The organism is Blautia sp. HCP3S3_D9 (assembly GCF_052063845.1).
Taxonomy (GTDB): Bacteria; Bacillota; Clostridia; order Lachnospirales; family Lachnospiraceae; genus Blautia_A.
Genome location: NZ_JBQHWS010000095.1, coordinates 1 through 13,953, shown reverse-complemented (window position 1 = coordinate 13,953; position 13,953 = coordinate 1). Strand labels below are relative to the sequence as shown.

General features: G+C 42.1%; 11 protein-coding genes, 2 pseudogenes and 1 riboswitch. Of the genes and pseudogenes, 11 read left to right on the top strand and 2 right to left on the bottom strand.

What is annotated here, in order from left to right:
- Nucleotides 1-307: 307 nt before the first annotated feature.
- From ACTNES_RS15180 to hpf, 3 genes are all read left to right on the top strand, one after another.
- The gene (locus tag ACTNES_RS15180) at nt 308-775 is read left to right on the top strand and encodes a hypothetical protein (protein WP_441039976.1); all 468 of its coding nucleotides are present in this window, start codon (nt 308-310) and stop codon (nt 773-775) included.
- A gap of 155 nt (nt 776-930) precedes the next feature.
- A complete protein-coding gene (gene hisA / locus ACTNES_RS15175) occupies nt 931-1,698 on the top strand; it encodes a phosphoribosylformimino-5-aminoimidazole carboxamide ribotide isomerase (protein ID WP_216459995.1) in 768 nt (255 codons plus the stop codon).
- A 334-nt stretch (nt 1,699-2,032) separates the two neighbouring features.
- On the top strand, nt 2,033-2,560 hold the full coding sequence (gene hpf / locus ACTNES_RS15170; RefSeq protein ID WP_216459996.1) for a ribosome hibernation-promoting factor, HPF/YfiA family: 528 nt from the start codon (nt 2,033-2,035) through the stop codon (nt 2,558-2,560).
- Here hpf and ACTNES_RS15165 read toward each other — a convergent pair.
- A pseudogene (locus tag ACTNES_RS15165) lies at nt 2,540-2,596 on the bottom strand (hypothetical protein); the annotation flags it as partial. The gene hpf and the pseudogene ACTNES_RS15165 overlap by 21 nt on opposite strands.
- Between ACTNES_RS15165 and ACTNES_RS15160 the strand changes: the two are divergent.
- From ACTNES_RS15160 to ACTNES_RS15125, 8 genes and pseudogenes are all read left to right on the top strand, one after another.
- Complete coding sequence (locus ACTNES_RS15160) at nt 2,573-2,764, top strand: DUF6783 domain-containing protein (RefSeq protein ID WP_441039978.1); 192 nt, start codon at nt 2,573-2,575, stop codon at nt 2,762-2,764. The pseudogene ACTNES_RS15165 and the gene ACTNES_RS15160 sit on opposite strands and share 24 nt — an antisense overlap.
- Before the next feature lie 97 nt (nt 2,765-2,861).
- Nucleotides 2,862-2,972: riboswitch (TPP riboswitch) on the top strand.
- A 112-nt stretch (nt 2,973-3,084) separates the two neighbouring features.
- Nucleotides 3,085-3,906: a hydroxyethylthiazole kinase gene (thiM, locus tag ACTNES_RS15155; protein ID WP_291814504.1), complete on the top strand. Its 822-nt coding sequence runs from the start codon at nt 3,085-3,087 to the stop codon at nt 3,904-3,906.
- Nucleotides 3,893-4,537, top strand: coding sequence for a thiamine phosphate synthase (gene thiE / locus ACTNES_RS15150; RefSeq protein WP_441039973.1), 645 nt, complete (start codon nt 3,893-3,895; stop codon nt 4,535-4,537). Before thiM ends, thiE begins: the two co-directional genes overlap by 14 nt.
- A gap of 80 nt (nt 4,538-4,617) precedes the next feature.
- A complete protein-coding gene (thiD, locus tag ACTNES_RS15145; protein ID WP_291805464.1) occupies nt 4,618-5,430 on the top strand; it encodes a bifunctional hydroxymethylpyrimidine kinase/phosphomethylpyrimidine kinase in 813 nt (270 codons plus the stop codon).
- Nucleotides 5,431-5,435: 5 nt separating this feature from the next.
- Nucleotides 5,436-6,605, top strand: coding sequence for a putative hydroxymethylpyrimidine transporter CytX (gene cytX, locus ACTNES_RS15140; protein WP_291805461.1), 1,170 nt, complete (start codon nt 5,436-5,438; stop codon nt 6,603-6,605).
- A gap of 182 nt (nt 6,606-6,787) precedes the next feature.
- Nucleotides 6,788-8,278: pseudogene (gene malQ / locus ACTNES_RS15135) on the top strand (4-alpha-glucanotransferase); the annotation flags it as partial.
- 204 nt (nt 8,279-8,482) lie between these two features.
- The gene (secA, locus tag ACTNES_RS15130) at nt 8,483-11,056 is read left to right on the top strand and encodes a preprotein translocase subunit SecA (protein ID WP_291805458.1); all 2,574 of its coding nucleotides are present in this window, start codon (nt 8,483-8,485) and stop codon (nt 11,054-11,056) included.
- A 289-nt stretch (nt 11,057-11,345) separates the two neighbouring features.
- A complete protein-coding gene (locus ACTNES_RS15125) occupies nt 11,346-12,809 on the top strand; it encodes a sodium-dependent transporter (protein WP_441039970.1) in 1,464 nt (487 codons plus the stop codon).
- 175 nt (nt 12,810-12,984) lie between these two features.
- Here the strand turns inward: ACTNES_RS15125 and ACTNES_RS15120 are convergent, their stop codons facing one another.
- Nucleotides 12,985-13,827 carry a helix-turn-helix domain-containing protein gene (locus tag ACTNES_RS15120; RefSeq protein WP_291805452.1) on the bottom strand — a complete coding sequence of 281 codons (843 nt, stop codon included), beginning with the start codon at nt 13,825-13,827 and terminating at the stop codon, nt 12,985-12,987.
- Between the last annotated feature and the right edge of the window lie 126 nt (nt 13,828-13,953).

The window sequence follows — 13,953 nt, the reverse complement described above, 5'->3', positions numbered from 1 at the left end:
CGCGTTGTCGTCAATCGCCGTAGCCACCGCTACGCCTCATTCCTCCGCCTTGCATATGAGAAAATCATCCTGCGTCAATATAGCAGATACTTAATTTTCGATGTACTAGAATCATAGCATGAAAAGTAAATTTTTTCCAGAATAGTATTACGTTTTATGCACATATTAAAAATACAATGACAGCAGAAGCTGAACAACTGAAAATGACTCTGCTGTCAGCATCATATAACATAAAATTATAATATGACAAAGCGGAGGGATTCTGCCCGAGAACCGGCGGATTGCTTTCCGGGAACAGGAGACGAATATGAGAAAAAAAGCGAAAAAAATTCTTGTGAGTGCAGTACTGATCATGTCCTTATGTATGTTTACAGCATGTGGAAACGCTGACAATGCGGCAGATGAAGTAGATACAACTGAAGATGGAAACATTACTGAAGATAATGGAATGGACGATGCTGACAATGCTGCGGATAACAATAATGCTACAGATGATAATAAAAATAATACTGCAGCTGATAACACAGGGAATAATGCAAGTACGGACAATAATACGAATACAGATGGCAATGCTGAAATTTCCACAGATAATGGAACGGTAGTGGAAGAGGGCACAGGCAACGGGGCAGCAGAAGATGGAATGACAGATAATACGGATAACAATGGCACTGCTTCAGGAGCACTTGGAAATGGAGTAAGAGATCTCGGAGATGGAGTTGGAGATGCGGTAGAAGACGTGGGTGATGCAATCGGAAATGCGGCAGAAGGAAGATAAGGAAAAATAACAAAAAGTCAGAGAGACTGCTTGCAGATAGACGATAACAGGTGCAGCAGTCTCTATATTTGAGAAAAAAGGCAGGATATTTGCAACGATTTATGGTATTATCAAAGTAAAGTCTAAAAGGAATCGCTATATGGAGGTTATTTATAATGAAATTCAGGCCATGCATTGATATACATAATGGAAAAGTGAAACAGATTGTTGGAGGAAGCCTTACAGATGTACAGGACCAGGCAAAAGAGAATTTTGTGTCTGAGCAGGATGCAGCATTTTATGCAGAACTGTATAAGAAAGCTGGTATAAAAGGCGGTCATGTAATCCTGCTGAACAGTCTGGATTCTCCTTATTATGAAGCAACGAAAGCACAGGCACTCCTTGCACTGGGCGCTTACCCTAAGGGGTTGCAGATCGGTGGCGGTGTGAATCCGCAGAATGCCGGAGAATATCTGGATGCAGGGGCAAGCCATGTGATCGTCACATCCTATGTGTTTAAAGATGGAAAGATTTCCTGGGAGAATCTGAATAAGATGAAAGAAGCGGCAGGAAAGGAGAATCTGGTCCTTGACCTGAGTTGCCGTAAGAAAGACGGAAAATATTATATCGTGACAGATCGCTGGCAGAAATTTACGGATGTTACAGTGACTCTGGAAGTAATGGAAGAGCTGGGAAGCTACTGTGATGAGTTTCTGGTACATGCAGTTGATGTGGAAGGCAAAGCACATGGTGTAGAGACTGAACTGGCAGCTCTGCTTGGGGAATATAAGGGAAATCCAGTCACCTATGCGGGTGGTGTTGGCTCTATGGCTGATATCGAAGATCTGCGTACTTATGGAAAAAACAGACTGGATGTTACAGTGGGAAGTGCACTGGATCTCTTTGGAGGCAGTATTCCTTTTGCTGAGCTAATTAAACTTTAATCGAATCAAGTAACTCCTATGCTTCAATTGAGAATATCCGTTTGACTCGAAGTTCATTACTTTGATTATGAGTAGAGGCTTAATGTCTGAATCAGTGATAAAAATTTTACTGTTCACTGATAATATCCCGCGCGGTGAACGTAAAAAATGCATCTGGCAATGAGATACAGGATAATAGACTACTGAATAGTTGCCAAATTTCGACATAATAGGACAAGAATTCCTCTTCTATTCCTGAAGTAAACAGAAAAAATGTGAAATTTTAATAAAATAGTGTTAAAATTCAAAAAGGTGTGTTATAATAGATTCATCAAACAGCAAAGGGGATGGAAGCATGAAATTTATCATCAGCGGAAAGAATATTACAGTTACAGAAGGTCTTAAGACAGCGGTCCAGGACAAGCTCAGTAAACTGGAAAGGTATTTCACTCCTGACACCGAAGTTGTAGTAACTTTAAGTGTTGAAAAAGAAAGACAGAAAATCGAAGTAACAATCCCTGTAAAAGGAAACATTATCCGTTCCGAACAGGTAAGCAATGACATGTATGTATCAATCGATCTGGTTGAAGAAGTCATTGAACGTCAGCTTCGCAAGTACAAAAATAAAATTGTAGACAAACAGCAGGCAGCTGCAAACTTCCAGAAAGCATATCTGGATAAAGATTATGATGAAGATGAAGATGTTAAGATCATCCGTACCAAGAAATTCGGGATTAAACCAATGTATCCGGAAGATGCATGCGTACAGATGGAACTTCTTGGACATAACTTCTTTGTATTCTATAATGCAGAGACCGAGCAGGTAAACGTAGTCTACAAACGTAAAGGTAATACTTACGGTTTAATTGAACCAGAATTCTAATACGACAACCGAATTCGGACAAAATACACCGTAAAGTGGGGTGTGCAGATTGTGGGAATGATTTTTCAAATACGCTCTAGAACACGCTCTAAACCTTATCAGAACATAAAAGGCCATAAGAAAAGTTTTCATAACAACAACAAAAGAACTTCCGTGCGGAATAAAAAAACTTCTGCACGGAAGTTTTTTTATGTCAAAAAATAAATTGAGAGCAGATTAAAATTCTTTTTACGTTATAAAAAACTTGCCAAAATCTGAATATTATGTATAATAAAGAAGAAAAGAGTAATGAACAACAAAATAATGAACAACAGGGAGCTTGCGTATCAAGCAGGCTGAGAGTGGGATGAATGCCCAGACCTGCAAACCTGATTTGGATAATGCCAACGTAGGGAATGGATACGTAAGTATAAATACAAACGTGAATTTGAGCAGATATATCAAACAGGTATATTTGTTTTTTTATGCCGTTTTTCCGAAGTCTTTCAGGTGTCATTAAAAACGACGAAAAGGAGATAAGAATTATGCTGGGTACATGTTTACAGAATGTCAGAGAAAGAGAACCTCTTGTCCACAATATCACTAATTATGTCACAGTAAATGATGTGGCAAATGTAATCCTTGCGAGCGGGGCAAGCCCGATCATGTCAGATGAGCCGCAGGATGTAGAGGAAATTACAGCAATCTGCGGAGGGCTGAATATCAATATCGGAACTCTGAATGTGAGAACAATCGAAGGAATGCTGAAAGCAGGGCATAAGGCTAATGAATTGGGACATGTAGTTCTGCTGGATCCAGTTGGTGCCGGAGCAAGTTCTCTTCGAACAAATACAGCAGTGAAGCTGATGCAGGAGTTAAAGCTTAATGTGATCCGTGGAAATATTTCAGAAGTTAAGACACTGGCAGCAGGAAGTGGTACAACCAAGGGCGTTGATGCAGATGTAGCTGACGCAGTGTCAGAAGAGAATCTGGATGAAGCAGTTGCATTTGCAAAGAAATTTGCAGAGAAATCAGGAAGCATTGTTGCCATAACAGGAGCGATCGACCTTGTCAGTGACGGAGAGAAATGCTATGTGATCCGTAATGGCCGTCCGGAAATGGGAAGGATCACAGGAACAGGATGCCAGTTATCCGGTCTTATGACAGCATATCTTGTCGCAAACCCAGAACAGAAGTTAGAAGCAGCAGCTGCAGCAGTCGGCGCAATGGGACTTGCAGGAGAAATCGGATGGAGTTATATGCAGAAAGGTGACGGCAATTCTACTTACAGAAACAGGATCATTGATGCAATTTATAATATGACAAAAGAACAGTTAGATGAGGGTGCGAAATATGAAGTGCGATAAGAAAGATTTACTGCTTTATGCAGTGACAGACAGAAGTTGGTTAAATGGTGAAACTCTTTACAGTCAGGTTGAGAAAGCACTGGAGGGTGGAGCAACATTTGTACAGCTTCGTGAGAAACATCTGGATCATGAGACTTTTCTTAAAGAGGCAAAGGAACTGAAAGAACTTTGTGCGAAATATCAGGTTCCGTTTGTGCTGGATGATGATGTGGAACTTGCACTGGAAGTTGGTGCAGACGGTGTTCATGTAGGACAGAGTGATATGGAAGCCGGAGATGTCCGTGCAAAACTTGGAAAAGATAAGATTGTCGGAGTATCTGCCCAGACTGTAGAACAGGCACTTCTCGCTCAGGAACGCGGTGCAGATTATCTGGGGGTAGGTGCAGTATTTCCAACCAGTTCCAAGGATGATGCAGTGGAAGTAGATCACGAAACAGTGAAAGCTATCTGTGAAGCAGTGGATATTCCGGTCATTGCGATCGGTGGTATTTCAAAAGATAACGTACAGGAATTGGCAGGATGTGGACTTTGTGGAATTGCAGTTATCTGTGCTATTTTTGCGAAGCCGGACATAAAAAAAGCAGCAGAAGAGCTGAAAGAAGCTACCGCGAAAATGGTGGAAGCATGTTAGCATAAATTTTCTACGTACAGTGGATGGGATGAAAACAGTAATGCTATTTGTAGAGAGATGAAAAGAGGAGTAAACAGAAAATGAAAACAGCAGTAACGATTGCAGGAAGTGATTCCAGCGGTGGAGCAGGGATCCAGGCAGATATTAAGACAATGCTTGCAAACGGCGTTTATGCCATGAGTGCGATTACGGCACTGACAGCACAGAATACCACAGGGGTGACGGCGATCATGGAAGTGACATCGGAGTTTCTGGGAGAGGAACTGGACAATATTTTTACAGATATTTATCCGGACGCAGTAAAGATCGGAATGGTATCTTCTGGTGTTTTGATCGAGAAGATTGCAGATAAACTGGAGGAATATAAAGCAAAGAATATTGTAGTTGACCCGGTTATGGTGGCAACAAGCGGAGCAAAGCTGATCAGTGATGAAGCTATCGGGACTTTAAAACAGCGGTTACTTCCTATTGCAAGTGTGTTGACTCCGAATATTCCGGAGGCAGAGGTTCTGGCAGAAATGGAAATCCATACAGCAGAGGATATGATAGAGGCAGCAAAGAAAATCAGTGACAGATACCATTGCGCAGTTCTCTGTAAAGGAGGACATAAGTTAAATGATGCCAATGATCTCCTCTACAGAAATGGTTCCTATCGCTGGTTTGAGGGAAAACGCATTGATAATCCAAATACCCATGGAACTGGCTGTACTCTTTCCAGCGCTATTGCATCTAATCTTGCGAAAGGATTTGATATGGATAGAGCTGTAGAACGTGCGAAAGACTACATTTCAGGTGCGCTGGCAGCAATGCTGGATCTGGGAAAAGGCAGCGGCCCGATGGATCATGGATTTGCGATCACAGGAGAATATAAGAAAGAAGCCGGGGAGGTATAAGTCTCATGGAAACGAAAAGAACCGGCTTATTTGAAAACGGACTGATCTGGTTTGGAGCGGGAGTTTCTATAGCAGAAATCCTGACAGGAACTTACCTGGCACCGCTTGGCATGGGAAAAGGTCTGGCAGCAATTATTGTGGGACATATCATCGGCTGCCTGATGCTGTTTCTGGCAGGTGTGATCGGCGGTAAAGTCAGAAAGAGCGCCATGGAAACTGTAAAAATGAGCTTTGGACAGAAAGGAAGTATTCTGTTTGCTGTTTTGAATGTGCTTCAGCTTGTTGGCTGGACTGCCATTATGATTTATGACGGTGCACTGGCAGCAGACGGGGTGGTAAATACAGGACGCTGGATCTGGTGTCTGGTCATCGGAGCACTGATCATCCTCTGGATCGTCATTGGAATTACAAATCTTGGAAAGATCAATACGGTTGCCATGGCAGCTTTGTTTATCCTGACATTGATCCTCTGTAAGGTGATTTTTACCGGAGGCGGTGCAGGTGTAGCTGCTGATGACAGTATGACATTCGGAGCAGCAGTAGAACTTGGCGTTGCCATGCCGTTATCCTGGCTTCCGCTGATCAGTGACTACACAAGAGAAGCGGAAAAGCCTGTGAAAGCAACAGCAGTCAGTGCAGTGACATACGGGCTTGTGAGCTGCTGGATGTATGTGATTGGAATGGGCGCTGCGATTATTACCGGAGAGTATGATATTGCGCAGATTATGTTAAAAGCAGGCCTGGGAATTGCAGGACTTTTGATCATTGTGTTCTCAACAGTGACAACTACATTTCTGGATGCTTATTCTGCAGGTATTTCCAGTGAGACCATCGTAAGTAAATGGAATGGAAAACATGTGGCGATTGTAGTAACCGTTATTGGAACCATTGCAGCAATCGTATATCCGATGGATAATATTACAGATTTTCTGTATCTGATTGGTTCTGTATTTGCACCAATGATCGCTATTCAGATTGCAGATTTCTTTATTCTGGACTTGGATAAAAGCAGCCGGGCAGTACATATTCCGAATATGATCATCTGGGTGATCGGATTTGTGGTGTATCGTATTCTTATGAATATTGATATGCCGGTAGGAAATACACTGCCGGATATGGTGATCACGGTTATTCTTTGTCTGATCGCAGCGAAAATAGTGCCGGAGAAGAAGTAATATATAGAAACAAAATTTCAGCCAGATGTGAAACATGAAAAACAGTAGTGTTTCACATCTGGCTGTTTTATATTGCTTTTTCCTGCTTGAATTTTGACGTACTACCTGAAATATGGTAGAATATTAGAAAATCTGTAACTGTTCAGCAGTCTACTGAACAGTTACGAAAGTCTTGAAGAAAGAAGGAACAGAATGCTATGAGAAAAGCCGGAGTATTAATGCCAGTTTCCGCACTTCCGTCCAGAGTAGGTGCCGGAGAACTTGGAGAGTCAGCATTTCACTTTATAGAATTATTAAAGAAGAACCATGTCAAAATATGGCAGATCCTTCCGCTGAACCCGGTAGGATATGGAAATTCACCATACCAGCCATATTCCTCCTGCGCAGGAGATGAATTATATATCAGCCTGGATAAGCTTGCAGAGGATGGGCTTTTGAAAGAAGCACCGGAAGCATTTTTACAGAATGCAAAGAGGGTTGATTATGATGCTGTCCGCCAGTACAGAGAACCGTATCTGAGAGAAGCATTTGCAGCATTTCAGGAGAAGAACGGACAGGAAGAGCCTGCATATAAGGAATTTGTTTCACAGGACTGGGTGTATGAATACGGAGTATTCCGTGCTCTGAAGAAAGCAAACAATGGAGACTGTTGGAATGACTGGGCAGAAGAAGACAGAAACTGGCCGGAGAACAGGCATGAATTACTGGCAGAGACAGAGGCAGAAGCACAGTATCAGATGTTCCTTCAGTATATTTTCTATACACAGTGGATGAATGTGAAGAAAGCTGCAAATGAAGCAGGAATTGAGATCATGGGAGATGTTCCGTTCTATGTAGGTCAGGATTCTGTAGATGTATGGGGCGGAAAAGATAATTTCTTATTGGATACAGATGGACGTCCGATCTTCATCGCAGGAGTACCGCCGGATTATTTCAGCGCAACAGGACAGAGATGGGGAAATCCGATTTATGACTGGGATCATATGAAAGAACAGAATTATCAGTTCTGGGTAAACAGAATTGGTTACAGCAATAAGTTGTTTGACATCATCCGAATCGATCATTTTCGGGCATTTGATACATACTGGAAAATTCCTGCAACATGCCCGACAGCCATTGACGGCGAATGGATCGAAGCGCCGGGATATGAAGTAATTGACACATTAAAGAAAGAGATTCCGGGACTGAATCTGGTGGCAGAGGATCTGGGACTGCTTCGTCCGGAAGTTCTGGTACTGAAAGATCATTACCATCTGAAAGGTATGAAAATCCTTATCTTCTCTGTGGATACAAGTGGGAAATATGCCCGTGATACCTTCCATGATGTGGAAAATATGATCTTTTATACAGGAACTCACGACAATGACACCATTATGCAGTGGTACAATGGCATGAGTACTGCAGCCAGAAGAAAAGTCCGCCGTATGCTGAAGAAAGCAGGCGCATCTTATGGATCCATGAAAGAAAGATTCCTGAAGTATACCCTGCAGAATCAGGCAGAATATGCAATTATCCCGCTTGCAGATATTCTTGGACTTGGAAAAGAAGGCCATATCAATACACCGGGAACCATCGGATCTCCGAACTGGGAGTGGCACTTACCGAATTTCACACAGGCAGAAAAAGAACTGCATAAATTTGGAAAACTGATCATTGAGACAAAGCGTGTATAATAAAAACTATACAAAAAGTTTATAAATGCCAACAAATTTCTTTCTTTGTTCAAGAAAAATTCATTGTTTTCCATATAGGAAAGTGTTAGAATAGATAAGTATTGTGCAGTTACTGAGAACAAAGTGAACAGTAACATTGTGTATAAAGAAAATGTTTATACTGGTAACAGATAATATAAAGAGATAACAGGAGTTAAACCTAATATGAATGTGTTTTCAAAAATATTCGGGAGCCGCAGCCAGCGAGAGGTTAAGCGTATCATGCCTCTGGTTGAGAAAATCGAAAGCCTGCGCCCGGACATGCAGAAATTAAGTGACGAGGAACTTAGAGGAAAAACAAGAGAATTTAAGAAACGTCTTGAAGAGGGAGAGACACTGGATGATCTGCTTCCTGAGGCATTTGCGGTTGTACGTGAAGCCGGCAAGCGTGTTCTTGGAATGGAACATTTCCGTGTACAGCTCATCGGTGGTATCATTCTTCACCAGGGCCGTATCGCAGAGATGAGAACAGGTGAAGGTAAAACACTTGTTGCTACACTTCCGGCATACTTAAATGCTCTGGAGGGTAAAGGTGTTCACATCGTTACAGTCAACGATTACCTGGCTAAACGAGATTCCGAGGAAATGGGACAGATCCACGAATTCCTTGGTCTGACAGTTGGTGTTGTTTTAAATGACATGAAGCAGGACGAACGTCGTGCTGCATATAACTGTGATATTACTTATGTTACCAATAACGAACTTGGTTTCGATTATCTGCGTGACAACATGGTTATCTATAAAGAACAGCTGGTACAGAGAGATTTGCACTACTGTATCATTGATGAGGTCGACTCCATTCTGATCGATGAGGCGCGTACACCTCTGATCATTTCCGGACAGAGTGGAAAGTCTACCAAATTATATGAAGCCTGCGATATCCTTGCTCAGCAGTTAGAGCGTGGTGAAGCCAGCCATGAGATGACCAAAATGGCAGCCATCATGGGTGAGGAAGTTATCGAGACAGGTGATTTCGTTGTAAATGAGAAAGATAAGATCGTAAACCTTACTGAGCAGGGTGTTCATAAGGTAGAGAAATTCTTCCATATCGAGAACCTGGCAGATCCGGAAAACCTGGAGATCCAGCACAATATTACTCTTGCACTTCGTGCCCATAACCTGATGCACAAGGATCAGGATTACGTAGTTAAGGATGATGAGATCCTTATCGTTGATGAGTTTACCGGACGTATTATGCCGGGACGGCGTTATTCAGACGGTCTTCATCAGGCAATCGAAGCAAAAGAGCATGTTAAGATCAAACGTGAGAGCAAGACTCTGGCAACAATCACATTCCAGAACTTCTTTAATAAATATGACAAGAAGGGCGGTATGACCGGTACAGCTATCACAGAGGAGAAAGAGTTCCGTGATATCTATGCAATGGACGTTGTTGAGATTCCGACTAACAAACCGGTAATCCGTGTTGACCATGAAGATGCTGTTTATATGACAAAGAAAGAGAAATTCAACGCAGTTGTTAATGCTGTAGTGGAAGCTCATGCAAAACAGCAGCCAGTACTGGTTGGTACAATTACAATTGAAACTTCTGAACTTATCAGCCGTATGCTGAAGAAGCAGGGAATCAAACATAATGTATTGAATGCTAAGTTCCATGAACTTGAAGCTGAGATTGTAGCACAGGCAGGTCGTGCAGGTGCAGTTACGATCGCTACTAACATGGCAGGTCGTGGTACTGATATCAAGCTGGATGATGTGTCCAGAGAGGCCGGTGGTCTGATGATCATTGGTACAGAGCGTCACGAATCCAGACGTATCGATAATCAGCTCCGTGGACGTTCCGGTCGTCAGGGAGACCCGGGTGAATCCCGTTTCTACATTTCCCTTGAGGATGACCTGATGCGTCTGTTCGGTTCTGAGAGACTGATGAAGATCTTCACATCTCTTGGTGTTGCTGAGAATGAGCAAATCGAACATAAGATGCTTTCCAATGCGATCGAGAAAGCACAGGAGAAGATCGAGTTCAACAACTTCGGTATTCGTAAGAATCTTCTTGACTATGACCAGGTTAACAATGAACAGCGTGAGATCATCTATAAAGAGCGTCGTCAGGTTCTCGATGGTGAGAACATGCGTGAAGCAATCTACAAGATGATTCAGGATACTGTAGATACTTATGTAGATATGTGCTTCTCAGATGATGTAGATTCTGAAGAGTGGGATCTGAATGAATTTAACGGTGTCCTTCTTCCGATCATTCCGGTTAAGCCACTTACACTTGAGAGTGTAAAAGGTAAGAAACGCGATGAGATCAAGCATGAACTAAAAGAAGAAGCAGTGAAACTCTATGAAGCAAAAGAGGCAGAGTTCCCTGAACCGGAACAGCTTCGTGAATTAGAGCGTGTTGTACTTTTGAAATGCATCGACAGCAAGTGGATGGATCACATTGATGATATGGAAATCCTCCGTCAGGGTATCGGACTTGCTGCATACGGACAGAGAGACCCGGTTGTTGAGTACAAGATGAGTGCATTTGATATGTTCAACAGCATGATCACATCTATCCAGGAAGATACACTTCGTATGCTGTACCATGTACATGTAGAGCAGAAGATTGAACGTGAGCAGGTTGCCAAAGTTACCGGAACCAACAAGGATGACAGTTCCGTTAAGAAACCAGTTCAGAGAAAAGAAATCAAAGTATATCCGAACGATCCGTGTCCATGCGGAAGTGGTAAGAAATACAAACAGTGCTGCGGACGTAAGAACAAAGCCTGAGATTGTTTTGGATGATTTTTGAAAAGAGAATAGTGAAAGCAGAACAGAACTGCTGATAAGATAAAAGGGCTCAACTAAGAAGCCCTTTTATCGTGCACGGAAATACGTTAATGCGTTGAATTGACATATTAGTCTGATGCAGTAACTCTGCTTTAAATGATGTAAGGCTTCAGTGGAATTTTATGCCTTATGAAGTACGTTGCCGGGCAGAAAGTGGGCTGTACAATATAGAAGGTGGGATCACTTTATGAACGATGACAATTATAAAACCTAAAAGGGGGAAAAAAGTATGAAAAGAGAGTCGTTTAGCTCACGGCTTGGTTTCATCCTGGTATCAGCAGGATGTGCCATCGGTATTGGAAACGTATGGAAGTTCCCGTATATCTGCGGGGCATATGGAGGTGCAGCTTTTATCCTGATCTACTTATGTTTCCTCGTAATCCTTGGTATTCCGGTTCTGGTATCTGAATTCGCAGTGGGACGTGGAAGCCACACAAGCGTTGCGAAATGCTTCGACAAACTGGCACCTGCAGGAACCTGCTGGAAGCCGCTGAAATCCATTGGTATCATTGGATGTTACATGTTAATGATGTTCTACACAACAGTAGGTGGATGGATGCTTTATTATTGTGTAAAGAGTCTGCGCGGAGATTTCGTTGGGGCAACTCCGGAGATGGTAACACAGTCCTTTTCTGATATGCTTGGAAATGCGCCAACAATGATGCTTTGGATGGTAATTATCTGTATCATCGGTTTTGCAGTCTGCTTCATGGGTCTGCAGAATGGTATCGAAAAGATTTCCAAAGTAATGATGAGCGCACTGCTGATCATTATGGTAATCCTGGCAGTTCACTCTGTTATGATGGATGGAGCAGGAGAGGGAATCCGTTTCTATCTGGTTCCTGATTTTCAGAAGATTAAAGATGCAGGCATTGGAAATGTTGTATTTGCTGCATTAAGCCAGTCATTCTTTACATTATCCATTGGTATCGGTGCGATGCTGATCTTCGGAAGTTATCTAGACAAATCCAGAAGCCTGACAGGTGAGGCAGTAAGTATCACTGTACTGGATACATTTGTAGCTCTGACAGCCGGATTTATCATTATCCCGGCATGTTTCTCCTACGGAATCCAGCCAGATGCAGGCCCGAGTCTTATTTTTATCACTCTGCCGAATATTTTTGCACAGATGAGCGGCGGAGCTTTATGGGGAAGTTTATTCTTCCTGTTCCTGACATTTGCGGCAATTTCTACGATCATTGCTGTATTTGAGAACCTGATCGTATTTAATATGGAACTGTTTAGATGGAACCGTAAGAAGAGCGTTGTTGTATGTGCGATTCTGGTAGTGATCCTGAGCATTCCATGTGTACTTGGATTCAATGTACTTTCCGGATTCCAGCCATTTGGTGACGGAAGCAACATCATGGATCTGGAGGACTTTATTGTTTCCAATAACCTTCTTCCTCTGGGAAGTCTTGGATACCTTCTGTTCTGTACCAGAAAGAATGGATGGGGATGGAATAACTTCATTGCAGAAGCAAATGCCGGTACTGGAATGAAATTCCCGAAATCCCTCAAAGGCTATGTATCCTACGGAATTCCTGCGATCATTATCGTTATTTATCTGAAAGGTTACTATGATAAATTTGCAGGTCTGGGAACTGCAGCATTAGTTGGATGGATGATCGTAGCACTGGTATTGCTGGGATTTGTATTCTACTGTGCAGTGGCAAAAAAGAAAATGAAATAAGCCCGTCCTGAGAAAATTTGAAGAAGATGCTTTTATAAGCATGAATTGAGAAAATAAAAAGATGTGACTATATCTGGATGAAAACGTTCTTTCGGATACGGTCACATCTTTTTTGTTAAATGAAGCAGAATGATTAGATGTCTGGCATGGCAGTAAAAAGGGAAGCCTGTATTGGTTAATGAGGCGATTCTTCGCTTGGAGTAGTTTTGAACTGTTTACGGTACGCCCGGGAAAAGGTGCTATATTCTGCAAAACCGCTTTCCTGTGCTGCTTTTGTTACGGGCATTCCCTCAGAAATCAGGGTACGCGCCATGAGCAAACGTTTATTTACAATATAATTATGAAGGGTATATCCGGTTTCTTCCTTAAACTTCCGCATCAGGTGGTACTTGCTTACATAATATCTGGAAGCAAGAGTTTCGACAGACAGATCTTCTTTCAGATTGTGATTGATATATTGAAGGATACTGGCAATCTGCGAGTCAAAAGTATAGGATTTTTTATCAAAAATATACTGCTTTTCCAGAAAAATACGATTCAGATAAACCATAAACTGGAGAAACAGTGACTGCGTCAGGATATTTTTTCCGTAGCCATCGGATTTTGCAGAATTTTCCAGCTCAAACAGAATATCTTTCATCTTTTCCTGAAGAGCAGAGTTCAGACGTATCAGGTTATAGCTTCTGTCATTTGCCTTCTGGAAACATTTTAACAATTCCTGCCAGGGAATGTCATTCTGGATCCACAGAATGAAACGTTCATACGGAACAGAAGGATCAATCTCCGGGCGGTGAATCGCATGACGGTTCACCAAAAGAATATCCCAGGGCTTTAGATGATAAGATTTTCCCTCTATATGATAAGCCGCCTTTCCGGAAATAAAAATCACAACTTTGTGAAAATCATGATAGTGGTAGGCAAACTCTTTCTTTGTCTGATCCTTAATATGAAAAAGACGAAATTCCTCATTTAAATATCCGGTTTTCTCGGTCTGTTCGAACTGTTCTGAAAATAACATGCTATCCTCCCTGAACGTTAGTATCTGGGATATTATAAAGTGATGTTCACTGACAATATCATGTTACTGTTCACTCCGTGCCCAGTAACACGCTTCGCGATGCACAGAATTTATGCTAATCGCATA